The 16,084-nt window shown below is 53.8% G+C and carries 11 protein-coding genes and 1 pseudogene; 6 read left to right on the top strand and 6 right to left on the bottom strand.

The window, feature by feature from the left end:
• Window positions 1-4: 4 nt before the first annotated feature.
• The 3 genes and pseudogenes from KTE_RS09895 to KTE_RS09885 form a co-directional block, all read right to left on the bottom strand.
• The gene (locus tag KTE_RS09895) at window positions 5-262 is read right to left on the bottom strand and encodes a hypothetical protein (protein WP_201380618.1); all 258 of its coding nucleotides are present in this window, start codon (window positions 260-262) and stop codon (window positions 5-7) included.
• Window positions 263-451: 189 nt separating this feature from the next.
• The gene (locus tag KTE_RS09890; protein ID WP_201380616.1) at window positions 452-1,192 is read right to left on the bottom strand and encodes a glycosyltransferase family 2 protein; all 741 of its coding nucleotides are present in this window, start codon (window positions 1,190-1,192) and stop codon (window positions 452-454) included.
• 121 nt (window positions 1,193-1,313) lie between these two features.
• A pseudogene (locus KTE_RS09885) lies at window positions 1,314-1,991 on the bottom strand (RNA-guided endonuclease InsQ/TnpB family protein); the annotation flags it as partial.
• Window positions 1,992-2,101: 110 nt separating this feature from the next.
• Here KTE_RS09885 and KTE_RS09880 point away from each other — a divergent pair.
• Together KTE_RS09880 and KTE_RS09875 are read left to right on the top strand one after the other, a co-directional pair.
• Entirely contained in the window at window positions 2,102-2,647 is a 546-nt protein-coding gene (locus KTE_RS09880) for an RNA polymerase sigma factor (RefSeq protein ID WP_201380614.1), read from the top strand.
• Window positions 2,644-4,203 (top strand): WD40 repeat domain-containing protein, encoded by a 1,560-nt coding sequence (locus tag KTE_RS09875; protein WP_201380612.1) that lies wholly within the window; start codon window positions 2,644-2,646, stop codon window positions 4,201-4,203. The genes KTE_RS09880 and KTE_RS09875 overlap by 4 nt, the downstream gene beginning before the upstream one ends.
• 1,035 nt (window positions 4,204-5,238) lie before the next feature.
• On the opposite strand, the gene KTE_RS09870 is transcribed toward KTE_RS09875, so the two are convergent.
• Both KTE_RS09870 and KTE_RS09865 read right to left on the bottom strand, forming a co-directional pair.
• Window positions 5,239-6,639, bottom strand: coding sequence for a DnaJ domain-containing protein (locus tag KTE_RS09870; RefSeq protein ID WP_201380610.1), 1,401 nt, complete (start codon window positions 6,637-6,639; stop codon window positions 5,239-5,241).
• A gap of 29 nt (window positions 6,640-6,668) precedes the next feature.
• Complete coding sequence (locus KTE_RS09865; protein ID WP_201380608.1) at window positions 6,669-7,334, bottom strand: DNA-3-methyladenine glycosylase; 666 nt, start codon at window positions 7,332-7,334, stop codon at window positions 6,669-6,671.
• Window positions 7,335-7,629: 295 nt separating this feature from the next.
• On the opposite strand from KTE_RS09865, the gene KTE_RS09860 reads away from it, so the two are divergent.
• The gene (locus KTE_RS09860; RefSeq protein ID WP_201380607.1) at window positions 7,630-9,789 is read left to right on the top strand and encodes a thioredoxin domain-containing protein; all 2,160 of its coding nucleotides are present in this window, start codon (window positions 7,630-7,632) and stop codon (window positions 9,787-9,789) included.
• Here the strand turns inward: KTE_RS09860 and KTE_RS09855 are convergent.
• Window positions 9,786-10,508 carry a universal stress protein gene (locus tag KTE_RS09855; protein WP_201380606.1) on the bottom strand — a complete coding sequence of 241 codons (723 nt, stop codon included), beginning with the start codon at window positions 10,506-10,508 and terminating at the stop codon, window positions 9,786-9,788. The two genes, KTE_RS09860 and KTE_RS09855, sit on opposite strands and share 4 nt — an antisense overlap.
• 525 nt (window positions 10,509-11,033) lie before the next feature.
• On the opposite strand from KTE_RS09855, the gene KTE_RS09850 reads away from it, so the two are divergent.
• The 3 genes from KTE_RS09850 to KTE_RS09840 all read left to right on the top strand — a co-directional run bounded on the left by KTE_RS09850 (window position 11,034) and on the right by KTE_RS09840 (window position 16,001).
• A complete protein-coding gene (locus tag KTE_RS09850) occupies window positions 11,034-11,723 on the top strand; it encodes a hypothetical protein (RefSeq protein ID WP_201380605.1) in 690 nt (229 codons plus the stop codon).
• A 403-nt stretch (window positions 11,724-12,126) separates the two neighbouring features.
• Window positions 12,127-12,942, top strand: coding sequence for a hypothetical protein (locus tag KTE_RS09845; RefSeq protein WP_201380604.1), 816 nt, complete (start codon window positions 12,127-12,129; stop codon window positions 12,940-12,942).
• A gap of 11 nt (window positions 12,943-12,953) precedes the next feature.
• Entirely contained in the window at window positions 12,954-16,001 is a 3,048-nt protein-coding gene (locus tag KTE_RS09840) for a CHAT domain-containing protein (protein WP_201380603.1), read from the top strand.
• The last annotated feature ends 83 nt before the right edge of the window (window positions 16,002-16,084 follow it).

Genomic DNA, 16,084 nt, shown 5'->3' with positions numbered 1-16,084 from the left:
TGGTTTAGTCGCCTGGCGGAAGAAGCGTGCAATCGAAGCGTACGACGCCACTTCGCCTGTCGGTAACAACTTTTTGGACCTGGAGTTGAATTGGCTCGCCTATATTGACGCCCACATCATCGACATCGAGCACGCGGCATTCAAAGCGGCGCTCTGGATTGGTATCATCTGCCAGTACGCAGCGTACATAACGATGCTCTTCACCCTGAATGGTGGTTTTTTGTCCTGTTTCTTTGACCACTAAGATGCCTGCACGAATCATAGTGTCTGCTCCTTTGGGCAGTTTTTGCCCCGAAAATAGTATCTGTGTTGGATTATTGGCCGAGAGCGTCGCGTTTGTCAACCTTTTGTGAGGACATCGGAGAAACTATATATGTGAGTTTGCTGCCTGGATAAGAGCAAAGAGGCCTGTGGACATGCGCCACAGGCCTCTTCTTTTTAGCCTTCATTTTTATTTTGCGGCTACTGTCTCTTCACGCGCAGCCACAACGGGAACCTGGAAGGGCTTGCCAAAGCGGCGGCGCAGCAGCATGGCCAGAGCTGGCCAACCATCTTTCCAGGGGGCAAGTTTTTTGTCCTGGCGCGGGTAGTAACTGATCGGTACCTCAAGGATGGTGTAGCCAGCCTGGAGGAGGCAGGAGGTAATTTCGGGCTCGATTTCGAAGCGACGACCTTCCATCGGCAGTGCTTTGGCAACCTCGCATGGAAGCATTTTGTAGCAGGTCTCCATATCGTGAATGCGACTGCCAAAAAGGATGTTGGTCATTGTGGTCAGGAAGCGATTTCCCCAGCGCGTGGTAAACTTCTGTTCCGCGAGGTTGCGATAACCATAGACCGCGATGTGGTTTAAGCCCTGGGCCTTTCCCTCTTCCCATTTACGGACGAGTGCTGGCAGATCCTGAGGATCATATTCCATGTCTGCGTCCTGGATGGTGACCATATCACCGGTAACCAGGGCAAAGCCCGTGCGTAGACCGACGCCTTTCCCCTGATTATGCTCATGGCGCACATAATGGTAGGTATTGAATGGGGCTTGTTGGCGCATCTCTTGAAGGATCTCCCAGGTGCGGTCGGTTGACGAGTCGTCTACCACCACAACCTCCATGTCGAGATCTACTTCAGACAGTTTGGTGAGCATGGTCAATACAGTTTTCTCTTCGTTATAAACTGGTACAATCACCGAAAGACGCATAAGATAATGCCTCGCTTCTCCTCTTAATGACGGGTAAATATATTTAGAATGACCTTCTTATAAAAACGGATGATGCAAAGGATAGCAACGTTTTGACTAAAAGGGCTATTGATTCCATACGTCAATGACCTCCGGTCTCAGACCGGAGGGTTGTTGTTACCTCTGGACTCCACCGCACCTCAGCGTACCTTCGCAGGCGCGCTGCTTTGGCTTCACGGCCCGAGGCATCAGGGATGATTGACAAGCATCCCGTCCTGATCCAGTCGTGCCGGACCAGGAGCGTTCTCATGGTGATATTCCTCGCGCCAACCAGATCGGCGTGCAGGCAGTAATGACACTGCTGGCACACAAACAGCAACCCTTTGTGCGGGCGGTTCTTCTCGGACATATGCCCACACATCGGACACGCCTTTAAGGTGTAGTCGGCATTCACTTTGATGGCGAGCGACCCGACAAGCGCAGCCTTGTAGCTGATGAGCGCATGCAACTGGGCAAAGGACCACTGCGAGTAGACGCGATTGGCTTGCAATTTCAACCGTCTCTCTCGTTGCTCGATACGTCTGAGGCGACGTTTCGCGCCACGAGTGCCTTTTTGCTGCAAGCGCTTGCGTAAGCGTGCGTAATGGTTGGCTTGGTGTCGAACTCGTTTGCCTGGATAAAGGCTCGCTTTGCCTGTGGAGGTGCAAGTAACGGCCAGGTAACGAATGCCCACATCCACACCGACTACCTCTTGAAGGTGTTCGGCTCTTGGCTCAGGGACGTCAATGGAAAGGGAGACAAGCAAGTACAACCGTTTCTTGGAGGCCTCCTCTTTTTGGCAGAAGAAAAAGACGGATGGGGAGGGATGCAACGTTTTTCTATCTTCGTGCGATGGAAAGGTGAGATCTCAAAAACACTGAGAGGAAAAGCATGGAACTCTCACATAAAGTCGCTGCGGATGGCTCGCCGGTGGGCCATCTCTATGAGCAACATGGTCCGGCGCTTTTTGCTTATTTGAGTCAACAGACCGGCTCGCACGAGGCCGCGGAGGATGTGCTAGTGGAAGTCTTCGTGGCCGCGCTTGAGACGGAGAGGTTTGTCCGGATGAGCGAAAAAGAGCAGGTATCCTGGCTCTGGCGGGTAACACGGAACAAGGCGGTGGACGCTTATCGCCGCTCACAGGTCAGGCGCGGGCTGGATCTGAGCCTGGTGGCTGACTATATCGACGATAAGGAACGCTCTCCCGAGCTGATTATGCTGCAGCGAGAGGCGTCCGCGCTTTTACAGACCTACCTGGATCGGCTTTCTCCTGGCCAGCGGAGGGCTATCCAGCTACGTTTTGCCCATGGCCTGCGCAGTTCGGAGATTGCGACGTTGATGGGCAAACGCGAGGGGAGCGTGCGTTCGCTCATGGCTCGCGCGCTCAATTTCTTGCGCACGCTCTACGAAAAGGAGCAGGAAGAGGCGCATTTATGACACAAAATCGCGATTTTTTCACACCCGAGAGCGTGGATGAGCAGGTTGAGCAGTTTTCCTCGCGCCAGCCAGGCGAACCAGCGCGCCTGGAACCGGGCGGAGCGCCTGCTCAAGCGGAAACACGCCGCGTCAGAGATTTCCCGGCGAACGAGGATGGGCAGGAGGCATCGGCGCGTCTGGTCAAGGAGCTCCAAGCCTTTTACCAGGCTGATTACGAGCAAAACCGGGCCTTCCTCGCGCGCGCCAGGCGGCGCATCGCGGCTCACCAGTTCGCTAAATATGATGTCAATCAGGCGCGGAGCCCGATGGATTCCGCTCCTATGCTACGTTTTTCTCAAGAAAGGACTCGTAAGATGCAATCTCCCCGTTCAGCCGAGGAGTCCACGGGCAGAAGGTTGTCCCGCGGCCTTGGTGTGCTGGCTGCTGTCCTGGTGGCAGGACTGCTGGTGAGCACGCTGGCTGTGGTGCTGACCCTCAATCACGGCCAGCAGGGCAGCCAGGGTATTGGCGGAGCAAAGGCGACCGCGATCAGCGCGCCCACGCCTACGCCAGTGCCCGCTGGCACGATACTCTCTACGCGAAAATCCCCGGCGGGGACCAATTTCGGCTCAGCCGCGTGGTCGCCAGATGGCATGCGCATGGCCGCGCCGGCTATAGATCCGAAAACCGCCAAGACGCTGCTGTACATTTGGGACGCCGCAAGCGGAAAGAATCTCATGACGATTCCTCTAGATGTGGCGGATCTCGGTGAAGTGTTGTGGTCACCGACGGGGAAGTACCTGGCGCTGGACAATCTGCAGACCATTGTGATTGTCGACAGCCAGACCGGTGCGGTTGTCAAAACCATCAAGTACCAGGCGCCGACGGCCTTCAATGTCTCTGGCGCGCGTCAGTCCCTACTTTCCAGTGCCGCCCCGCTTGGTGGCGGGTTTGGCTTTTATTCCGTGGCCTGGAGCCCGGATGGCGCGTCTCTGGCGGTCGATGTATCCAATATCACCTCGGGGAAAGTAGTGTTGCTAGATCCGCTGACCGGCGCGGTAAAAACCACTTTCAGCGCGCAGGCGGCGCCCATCGGGCTTGCGCTGGCCTTTTCCAGCGATGGGAAGTACCTGGCCGTGTCCTACTCGAATGACTCAAAAATTGTGGTTTGGAGCGTTGCTACGCAACAAGTTGTTTTTGTGCTGGGCAATGCCCAAGCCATGACCATTGCGTGGCAGCCTGGTACCCATAACCTGGCGCGAAGTACGTTTACCTCGGTGGAGCTCTGGGATGTAAACGCACAAAAGCTACTCAAGACCTATAAAGGGCTTTCGGCCTTCGCCTGGTCGCCTGATGGGAAGGAACTGGCGGCGTACACCTCGCCTTTCGCTAATCCATTCTCCCAGACAAAAACCAGCAAAGTGACCATTCTCGACGCGGACACAGGAGCGCAGGTTGGGCTCTATACCAGCCAGAACCAGATGATCTTCTCAGCCTCCTGGTCACCCGATGGCCGCTCTATAGCCACTAGCGAGTCTTCGGCTAGCAGCAACCAGATCGTCGTCTGGGCCGCGTAACCACCTCGTGGCATTTGACAATGAAGGGCTTTAGCCCGCCGCAAGCCACGGGGATTCATCCCCCGTGGTAAGGTGTGTTTAGGCTTTAGCCCCTGTATTTCCGGTTTTTTCCTCCGCAGCAAGAAGAGATGAGTAGTACCTTGAGAATTGAATAACGTATGGGTTCCGCAACGAAGGGTTGTGGGTAAAAACGTTACCGCGTTTCCCAATGTATCAGCTATTTTCGACGCGCGAAGGCACGGGTAGCCACTCCACGACTTTAGGAAGTGTCGCGTCTTGAGAAGAATAGCGTAGGAAAAGCCTCCAGCCTGGTTGGGTATGTTCCCCAGGATTGAGTCTCGAAAGAGACGGGTGTTGCTTCTCTCCAAGAAGCCGAAAACGGGAGTTGTGGGCCGTTCTTCCCTTCCCGAAAGGCGCGAGGGCGGCAACGCGCATGGCACCGCGCAAGAGAGACCACGCATGAATGGATGCGTCCTCTCAGCTTTTCCTCCTCCATTACGAGGGCAACGAGTCGGAGCCACGCTCCATTTCTCAGCTTCTCGCCTACAGAGGAGAGGCAGAAGAAGCCGTGGCGGCTTTAGCCCCGGCGGAGTGTCACTACATACAAGGCGTGGCAAGGTTTGTTGCAGGCAAAATCCTGATGTGCTCAAATCGTGCCATCGCCTTGTATGCCCCGATTGGGCATGAAGCCTTGTTATACCCCAGTTCGTGCTAACCAGGCATTGGGGAAGACGAATTTACAAGGTGTCGAGGGAAGACCCCCTCGGGAGCGGCTTGCCCAAACATGTTCCTGCCTCTGTTCATGATTCGGGGCAAGTGTGCATGTTTCAGGGCAAAAATGGTCGAGATTTCGGGGCATTTACTACCACCACACGAAGTAAATATGCCCTATCTTAATCACATAATTGATAAGATAGGGCATATTATGCTACTACGCCCATGTGCAAAAAGCCCCTGCGGCACATTATCCTATTTTTGTTCGCGATAGATTGCAAGAACGCTTTCATACTTGGAAAGGCGGTGCTTCCTCCCTGGTTAAAACGCAGGGGTATCCGCACAGCTCCATACATGAAGAGTACCATCAGTTAATGCCACCAGCAAGTAGCGTTCGGTATAATCGAGGGCGCTGATTTGCCAGGGATGATACAACTTTTGTATGAGTTGTCCCGTCACGATGGACCAGATATCAACGACACCCTCATTGATTTCGCTGTCCTCGCGCGCGACGGCGACAAACTGGCAATCGGGAGAGAAGGCCACGCGGGCGCTACTGCCCATGGCCCCTGTCCCTAGCTCGCTATAGGTCCCACTCACAGTATCACAGATTCGTAATTGCTTCCCTTGATAGGTAAAGGCAACGAGACGAGCATCCAGGCTGGCGGCATAGGGTGGTGTGCATTCTTCGCATTGCCCGAGTTCCAACGAGTTGAGAATCTGGGGCCGCATACCTTTGAAGCGTGTCTGTGTAGTAAGGTCCCAGCGGCGTGCTATTACGACTTGCTGGGGATTACCTGTGACCTGGGCGCAGGAGAGAGTGAGCAGGTGGCGTGCGTCATAGGAGAGAGCACGCAGGCGGATGGCCCAGAAACTGCGATGCTCGATGTTCTCCTCCAGGCAGACCACTGGCGGACGCGGGGTCTCATCGCCCATAAGATGGCTCTCGATGTCGCTACCACGAACGCCCCAGGAGCGGGGGGCCTTGATATCGCTGGGAAGTAGGGGAAGGGCTGTATGCACCAGGCGTTTCCCATCCGGTTCGACCCGTAGGGTTGTGTCTACAGAGTAGGGTGCTGAGACGGCGCGCTGTTGCAAGGAAGAACTCCAGATGCGTTGCCCACTTAAGGTATCCCAAACATGCAGGGAGAGGCGTCCCCACCCCGCTAACAGTGATCCGGCCTCCGAAAACCTGAGTTCGCGCAGCGACTCGATTGTCAATGCTGGATCAGCCTCAAACTGGATAATCTGTGGCTGAAGCGCCTGCTGCACGACCTGCCAGATACTTCCTTTGCCATCGAAGGAGCCACCCGCGATGAGTAAGCCGTGCGTGGTTTGTCTCCCCTTTACAGCTGAGACCACGCCCATAGAGCTGCGAATCGAGAGCTCAGCATGAAAAGGTCCCCTGGTGCTAAAGATATTGAGTCCATCAAACTCTGGTTCGATAGGGTGTTCAAAGCGTCGGGGGCGCGAGCGTGGATGTGCCGCGCCATTACGCAAATCAATGACGCCCCCAATGACGATATCATAGCTGTGACGTTGCTCCTCATCACTCAGGACGGCATAGGCGCGGTTAATGCGCTTCATCTGAAGCGCCGCCTCTGGCCCGGCCAGGTCGGGATGATAGCGGCGAGCAAGCTGACGGTATGCATGTTTGATGGTCTCATTGTCGGCGTTGAGTGGTACGCCGAGCGTGGCGTAATAGTTCTCAGGTGTATCCATGCGCTATCTCTATACTATCTACCAATCTATCAAATCGAAACGATACGGGTGCGCGGTCGGTATTTGCCGTTCTGGCGCTCTTTCCAGGCCCAGAGATACCAGGTCGCGAAGGTCCGGTAGGGGCGCCAGAGTTCACCGCGCGCGCTCATATCACGTGGTTTTGGGCGTTCAGGTAACGCGTAGACGCGGCGTACCGCCTCGACAAAGCCCAGGTCGTCAGTCGGCAGTACGTCAGGCCTTCCTAGGGTGAAAATAAGCACCATCTCGGCTGTCCACCTGCCAATCCCTTTGACCGCGCACAACTGGCGGATAATCTCTTCATCGTCCAGTGTCACCAGGGTGTCGAGGTCAAGGCTTCCATTGGTGATATGCTCAAGCAAGTTGTGGATGTAGCGTATCTTGATATGCGAGAGTCCCACGTGGCGCAGGTCCTCATAGGTGAGGGTGATCAAGGTTTCGCGTTCGATACGTCCGCCAGGTACCAGCGCACGCAGGCGCGCCATGAAGGTATTGGCGGCTGCAACGGAGATCTGCTGGGAGATAATCGCATCGATCAGGGCCTCAAAAACGTTGGGATCAGGCTGGAGCGTGCAGGGGCCAACCCATTGAATAGTTTGAGCCAGGACAGGATCGACGCGGGTAAGATATGCTGTTGCCTCAAGAACGAGATCGCTAAATGGTTTTTGTGTGATCATAGCAGCCTGTTACATCCCATGAACCTCGATATTCCTACCTGTTCATTGTACGACAGAAAATCAGTTCTGACCACATCCCCCCTCTTCGCGCCTGTGGCGCTCAGGGGTAATGGATGTCTGGCAGCGGGCTGGTGAAGCCAGCCCGCTGCCAGACATCCATTACCCGAAGGCGAGTTCGCGAGCTGAGATAAGGACGAATGTCGTACAATGAACGGGATGAGGAGAGGCACAAAGAAGGCACAGCAGTAAAAAGTAGGATGAACCTCGTTTAGCAGCAGAAGAGAGGAAAGAGCAGATGAGCGAAACACCGCGTTCGCCGCAGGGCGAGCAGCAACATAGAGAGTCACAGCATACGAATCGCCTGGCCCATGAGACCAGTCCGTATCTCTTGCAGCACGCGCACAATCCTGTGGATTGGTATCCCTGGGGGGAAGAGGCCTTGCAGAAGGCGCGCCAGGAGGACAAGCCAATTCTCTTAAGTGTGGGGTATTCAGCCTGCCACTGGTGCCACGTCATGGAGCGCGAGTCTTTTGAGAATCCCGCGATTGCGGCGCTAATGAACCAGCATTTTGTCTCAATCAAGGTCGACCGAGAAGAGCGTCCAGATATCGATAACATCTATATGCAGGCGGTCCAGGCTATGACACAGCAGGGCGGCTGGCCGATGACCGTCTTCCTGACTCCCGATGGGCGCCCATTCTATGGTGGTACCTACTTCCCGCCAGATGACCGTCATTATGGGCAGCATGTGATGCCTGGCTTTCGCCGGGTTCTGCTTAGCCTGGCGCAGCTTTATGCCCAGGAGCGCGAGAAGATTGAGGAGCAGGCCGATGAACTGGCGCAATTCTTACGCCAGCGTGAGGGCATGCCCCTACGCCGCCGGGAGAATGCCACGCAGGGCTTACCTCAGCTCGACCTGCTAGCGGTGGCCAGCCAGGCCCTGGCCAATGATTTTGATGCCCAGCATGGTGGTTTTGGTGGCGCCCCCAAGTTCCCCCATTCGATGGCCTTGGAGTTTCTCTTGCGTGTGTACCTGCATCGCAGCAAGCAGGAACTGAGCCCAGGCCAGCTGCCTGGAAATCTGACTGAGTTGGGAATGGTCGAGAGCTCGCTGGAGCACATGGCAAAGGGCGGCATGTACGATCAACTAGGGGGTGGTTTCCATCGCTACTCGGTCGACGCGGAGTGGCTGGTACCTCATTTTGAGAAGATGCTCTATGATAATGCCCTCCTGAGCCGCGCCTACCTGGCGGCTTACCTGGTCACGGGCAAGCCCTTCTATCGCCGTATTGTTGAAGAAACGTTGGACTATGTCGCGCGCGAGATGGTCTCGCCAGAAGGCGGCTTCTATTCCACTCAGGACGCCGACAGCGAAGGCGTGGAAGGGAAGTTCTTTCTCTGGCAGCCCGCTGAAGTCGAGGCGCTCTTGAATGCCCCAGATGCCGCGATCTTCATGCGCTACTACGACATCAGCGCCCGTGGCAATTTTGAGGGCAAAAATATTCTCCATATCAACGTCGAGGTGGAGCAATTAGCCAAAGAGCTGACACTGAGCGTGGCCGAGGTGGAGCAGATCGTGAAGTCTGGACGTGAGCAGCTCTTCAAGGCCCGTGAGCTACGGGTGAAACCGGGTCGCGATGAGAAGATTCTGACCTCGTGGAACGGGTTGATGCTGCGTAGCTTTGCTGAGGCGGCACGCCACCTGGGACGCGGTGACTACTTGCAGATTGCGATCAATAATGCCAATTTTCTGCTGCGCTCGCTACGTCAGGATGGGCGCTTGCTACGCACCTATAAAGATGGGCGTGCACGCTTGAAAGGCTATCTCGAAGACTACGCCTTCCTGGCTGATGGCCTGCTCGCGCTCTACCAGGCCAGCTTTGATCCGCGCTGGTTTGTCGAGGCGCGGACGTTGATGGACCAGGCGCTTGCGCTCTTTGCCGATGAGCAGAATGGAGGCTTCTTTGACACGGGGAGCGATCACGAAGAGCTGGTGACGCGCCCCAAGGACATTATGGATAATGCCACGCCCTCCGGGAATAGTGTCGCCGCCGATGTCCTCCTGCGCCTGGCGGCGCTCAGTGGCGAGGACGCCTATCGTGAGCGCGCTGAAGCCTATCTCCAGTCGCTTGCGGACGTCATGGTACAGCACCCGCAGTTCTTTGGCCAGGCCCTGGGGGCGCTCGATTTCTCGCTCACTACGGCCCGCGAAATCGCCCTATTGGGGAGTCCTGAGGCGGCGGATACGCAGGCGCTACTGAACGTAGTGAACACGCGCTACCTGCCTAATAGCGTTCTGGCCTGTGCACGCCCCGATGACGAGGAGGCCATACACGCCGTTCCATTATTAGCCGAACGCACGATGCAAGAGGGGAAGGCCACGGCCTATGTCTGCCAGAATTTCGCCTGCCAGGCACCCGTCACCACGCCTGAGGCTCTCGAACAACTTCTCTAATCATTCACATAGCGTAGCTCGCCTTTGATCTCATGGCGACAAAGAAGCCCACCGGTGGCGAGATCTTCCAGGGCGCGGGAGGCCGCTTTGACCTCCTGGCGCCCGATTTTACTTTTTCCTGGGGGCGCAAAGCGCCGGGCGGCCTGCTCGGGGGTGAAGACGCTCAGGGAAGAGGGATGTTCGTCCAGATAGCCTTTGATGGCCTCCATATACCAGGAGGATAGGTCGCTGGCTTTGGCGGGTGGAGGCAGAACCGCGATATACACGGGACAGGAGGCCAGTTGTAAGATGCGCTGTGAAGTGCTCCCTAGCAGGAAGCGGCGGATTTTATGCTTGAGCGCATCTTCATGGCGCCCAACGACGATAAAACTGGCGTGTAGCTCGCGGGCCGCTCGCGTAATTTCATCGGCCGGCAGTCCTTCACGGACCACTCCCTCCGTACGTTCCATGCTGATGCCCTGTTGGGCCAGTAAGAGACGTGCTTTATAGAGGACGGCCTGGGCATGTTCGCGTTGAGCAGTAGTCGCCGTCCCTGGAAAGACCTGCCCCACATACATACCCGGTTGTGCTGAAACGACCTGGGTAAGGGGGATCACATGGAGAAGGAGAAGGCGGACAGTAGGAGCCGACTGCTCTAAGAACGCACTGATCGAAGTGAGCGCGTGCAGAGTTGTAGGAGAGAGATCAGTATCAATGGCAAGTACAATACATGAATTCATTTTGTTTCGCACAAGCCTCCACTAAAGGATGTGAAGTATCTGACTCTCTTTTGGTTAGCTAAACCATTGTAAGAAGCACGCTTTATGAGTACTCTTATAAGTACAGTATACCTGTTTTCCAGTGTTGTGACAAGAAAAATAAAGAAAGAGATTAGATGCTCTTACCAGGACGCCAACGTAATCTAAGATGGGAGACAAGTCGAAGCTTCTTGACTTTTGCATAGTAATTCTCTAATCTAAGGATATTCTTTTTGTAACTGTCCCGCCGTAAAAATGGTTATAATAAAAGGTAATCCTTTTGGTTTATAAAAAAATTATGACTTTAATATTGAGATAAAAGCAGGTTAAATATTTAATGGTAGTTTTGCCATAGAGGCAGGAAGTCGCAGTGTGGGAGATGCGTCAGGTTCGTGTGACAATCGAAGCGCATAAAGCAGAGGTATAAGACGAAAACGGTGATATGCAGGTTACAGTAACTTCAGCCCACGCTGAAGAGGAAGTTAGGAAAGCGTGATGGGGATTAAGATGGAGAAACCACCTGTAGAAATGACCCTGGCGGAGCTTGTAACATGTTGTAACCAGGAGATGGCCCGCTATCGGCGTAAGGAGCCAAGCAACGACCAGTACAGCTTAGAAATTCTGCGGCGGGCCGTGGTAAACCAGGATGAGCAGGCCTGGCTGGTCTTGCAGCGCCTGTTTAGCGATAATATTCGCCTCTGGATGGGACGGCATCCCAATCGTGAAGCCGCGCTGCGGCACGAAAGCGAGCAGAGTTATATTGATGATACCTTTCGGCGTTTCTGGCAGGCGGTCAGCGATCAGAAGCTGCGCTTCTCGACCCTGGGTGGTGCGTTAAGCTATTTGCACCTGTGCCTCAACTGTGCCATTATGGATACGCTGCGGGCCTTTTCGCGCTCTCATATCGAGCCTCTACCAGATTATGGCCAGGGAGGGCATGAGGAGCCATTTGTAGAAGATCGTTATCACGAAAATGAGCTCTGGGAGATTATCAAAACCATCCTGCCCGGCGAAAAAGAGCAGCGTGTCGCCTATCTACACTTCCATTGTAACTTAAAGCCGCGTGAGATTATCCACTATTGTCCCGGTGAGTTCAGTGGTGAAGACGAAATTTATCGCCTGAAACGCAATATCATGGAGCGTATTCTGCGCAACTCAGACAAAATTCGCTGGCGCATGAGCTACAACGAGCACTAGCAGGTGTGGCGTGCCAGTAGCGTGCGACTGGCGTACGCGACTAGGGGAGGTGCAGGAGGGTCTCCCTCCTGCCGGGGCGTGGGCTTCCTTCCCGCTCACCTGAGCCGATAGGCTAGGCGCGAAAGTGCCGCTGCGCCCCCGAATGGGGGTTGGTGAGCGGAATAAGAAACCAGTTCCCCACAAAAATTTCCCCTTTCTATCCCCAGGGGAAGGAGATAGAAAAAGGAGGCGCTAAAAATGGCATATGGAACGTTTACAAAGCGATAACAGTTTGAGAAGGCAAGCAGAAAATAAAATAGATGTGGGTTTTTGCCATTCCCACATGTATGTGTCACTATACATAGCAAGAAAGGAGACGTGCTTGCTTCTATGTCAGGGATGATAAGGAGGAAGTACGATCTTAATGATGAAAAATTGTTCGCATATTATGGCTCCAGAAGATGATGCATTGCTCAGTCTGGCGTTAGATGATGTCCCTCTCTCGACAGAGGCGGCATGTCATCTCGCCGGATGCGCGCAGTGTCGAGAGCGGTTGGAGCGCTATAGACAGACAAACAATTTTCTTCTTAATTCTCTGTATCGTAGTCAGTGTCCCGATGCTACGACCTTAAATCTCTTTTGTGCTCATTATCTCTCCCCTGACGAAGTCATGACCATAAGTGGGCATCTTGCATTTTGCCCTTTATGTGCACAAGACGTACGCGAGATTCGCCGGGTATTGCAGTCCTTCGAAGCCTTTCCCGCTGAGAGTAGGCAGCCTCTTGGCGTATTGCGCCGGGCGGCGGAGCGCATAGTCGCCACGCTTGTTCCCTGGCAGCCACAACTAGTGACGCGTGGAGAGGTCGCTGAGACGCCCTGGCCACGCCAGTATCGCGCAGGCACACTCAATATCTCGCTTCACCTCTCACGCGCCAGCAATGGCGATCTCATGATGCTCGGGCTTTTCTCCTGCGCCGATCCCGATGAGAGCATAGAGGCATTCGAAGGAGTCGATGCACGCCTCTATCCTATCATCAATCACTTGCAAGAGCCTGGCGACATACAACCGGAAATTATGCTTAGCACTAGCTGGGAAAAAGAGCCTCCGCTTATATCCACAAAAATCGATGATCTAGGTAATATTGTCTTTAAACCCGTTCCAGTGGGAAACTATACACTGGTCGTGCAGTTACCGGAGAATGAAGTCGTCATCGAGGGATTGAAGATCGAACGCAGCTAATGGGGTCGCACATGGTAAAAGAATCCATGGACCTGGAGCCATTCCTACAGCGCTTGCAAGCATTGGATCTCGACGCAGGGAAGCGTTTTCTCCAGGAACACAGCGCTGAACTGGGTGAACCTGCTATCTTTGGTCCTCGCCTGCGCGAAGCATCGCTCAAGTTGATGTATGCCCAGCCCGCGCTGGCCCTCAAACTGGCCGATCTCCTGATATTTTATGGCCAGCATACTAGCCATACAGCCTCATATGCCCTGGGAATGACCGCCCGTGGCGGCATATTGGCAAGTCAAGGGTACCACCAGGCTGCGCTGAAACGTCTGGACGAAGGCGGAGAAGTATTTCAAGCGTTAGGTGATGAGCTGAACTGGGCTAGAAGTCGCATTGTCTGGATTGTTTCATGTGCCTGGTTAGGGGATATTGAGCAGGCTTTGCAAGTTGCTACGCGTGCACGTGAGACCTTTATGCGCCTGGATGAATATTATTGGGCTTGTGCCATTGATATTAATACAGCCGTTATATGTAAATATGCTGGACGTTACCAGCAAGCCCTCAAGCTTTATGACCGCGTATTAGCTACCTATCCACTCTTGAAGAAATTTGATGAGAGCTATCTTCGGCGCTCAATTGCGCTTGCGCAACATAACAAAGCCACGAATCTTGCTTTGATCGGTGCATTTGAGGAGTCATCGAGCTTGTTGCGGAAGTCACAACAAAATTTTCAGGATCTTGGAGATATTATTGCTGTTGTCTCAAGCGAAATGAATATCGCCAAGAACATCTTTGTGCAAGGATACTATGGTTCAGCGTTAAGGCATTATTATGATGCTCGCAACATATATATGCAACACAAAGTTGGGAATCCTCAGATTCTGGCTCGTCTGCTGTTGCAAATGGCGATGTGCTTCCTTAAATTGAATCGGCTAGATGATGCACATCACATAGGAGCACAGGCGGTCGAGGTAACGGAAAAGCTAGAGAGTCGAATGGAGAGGATTGATAGCCTCCATGGCTATGCCAATATCCTTATTGCTACGGGTGACTTACAAGAAGCTTTAGAGCCTCTCGGAGAAGCAGAAACCATTTCGCAAGGCTATGATTATCTGACTGCTGTGACGCAACTGTGCCGTGCCGAAATTTATAACAGGCAGCAAGTCTATGGTAAGGCGTATGAACTGGCCACCCACGTTAGCACATACTATAACGCTCAGGGTCTGATTGCGCTTCTGATACAGGCGCAACTTGTCATGGTCGAGGCCGCGATTGGCCTGGTGCAAATAGGCCAGGAAGAGGCCTATCAGGTTAACCTAACACAGACGCAGGAGCTCTGCCGGCAACTGGTCAAAAATGCTACGCTTGCCAACTTACAGGATAGTGTGTATCGAGGCCAACATCTCCTTGGGCGTATGGCGATGTTACAAGGGGATATGCAGCACGCCAACAGGTTCTTCTTGAGCGCTATTGGGCGTATTGAGCATCTCTTGAGAGACCTGGTATATGATCTCTCACCTACCTTTCTGCGAACTGCCTGGGAAGTATATGAGGATATAATTGGCCTGCAACTTCAGGATGGTCATGCTGAACGGGCTTTTCATTACCTGGAGCGTGCACGCTCAATTGCTTTGCGCCAATATTTGCGAGCTACACAGGGAAAGCCAATGCTTGCGGAGCCAGGGGCCAGCGAGGAAAATGATGCCAGGGAACTTGATGAGGTGAGACGAGCGAAAGGTGCTTCGCTCTTGCAACGCGAGTATGAGCTCTCGCTCTGGCAGAAAAAGTATCATGAATACAGCGCCTTGCTGGCGACGCGAGACGAAGACCTAGTGGTCGCGATCAATCGCGAGGAGGTCGAATCCACGGTAAAGCAGTGCGAAGCCAAAATCGCTGAACTCTTTGAATGGCTACATTTGTTGCGTTCCGATAGCGCCCTGGCTCCGTCCGTCACGGGGTATCGCAAGCGTGTGCGTACGCCCTCAGGCCTGAATGTACAGCAGTTGCAACAGGCATTACAGCCAGGTCAGACGTTGCTGACGTATTATATTTTTCAAGACACGCTGGTTATTTTTATCATTAGCGCGCAGGACTTTTCTGTCTACAAGCAGCCAGGTATAATCCCGCAACTGGAACAGTATTTACTGCTTCTACATGCTCATTTACAGCCAGGAGGCTGGCCAGATGCCCTGCATCCTCCACAGCAGATCATTCGCGGTTTGTTGAAGAAATTGCACCGCCTGCTCATTGCCCCCGTGGCGGAGTACATCACTGACACAACCGAAGTGCTAACAATTGTACCTTATGGTGTTCTGCATCAACTTCCCTTCCATGCCCTCTATGATGGTTCGCGTTTTTTAATCGAGGATTTCCAAATCAATTATTTGCCCGCAAGCAGTCTATTACTCGATCTCCAGAATATGCGGCAATTGAACGAGCATGAGATCTCTACAGCCCTGGTGATGGGATGTTCCGGTCATAGCAATCTCCCTTCGGCTCTGGAGGAGGCCAGGTCTATTGCTGAATTGCTCCACGGAACGTGTCAGCTTGAAGAAGAGGCCACCATTGAACATCTGCAAACCGAGACACAGGGCTGCCCCCTTATCCACCTGGCGACGCATGGTCACAGTCGCCTGGATGCTCCAAACTTCTCTTCCATTGTATTGGCGGATGGCTATCTCAATGCTATTGATGCTTTCTCGCTGAACCTGCAAGGCTGTGAACTGGTGACCCTGAGTGGGTGCGAGACCGGTCTGGCACTGAGTGGTGGTGGGGATGAGCAACTGGGATTGGGCCGAGCCTTTTTAGCCGCGGGAGCACGTTCGCTGGTGATGAGTATCTGGCCGGTTGAAGACGCCTCGACTAGCTTCTTAATGCAGGCGTTCTATCAACATTTACTTCGGGGAGAGAGCAAGGTGGAGGCGCTACGCCTTGCGCAACAAGCTATGCTCAAACACGTAGATGCGCGCTATAGCCATCCCTACTTCTGGGCCGCCTTTCGCCTGGTGGGGGATATGCAGCCTCTCAGCCCGCAAGTAACCAAGAAGTTGCGCGGAGAAATAAATACTTGAGCCTAAAAAGATGTAGTTATAGCGTCTATCTAATAGATAGGAATATGTATGCTGTGGTATTTGTAGACCACCTTGTAGACCAT

This window comes from Ktedonobacter sp. SOSP1-85 (assembly GCF_016587415.1).
Lineage (GTDB): Bacteria > Chloroflexota > Ktedonobacteria > Ktedonobacterales > Ktedonobacteraceae > Ktedonobacter.
The sequence above is the reverse complement of the archived record's forward strand: the minus strand, read 5'-3'. Positions and strand labels throughout refer to the sequence as shown.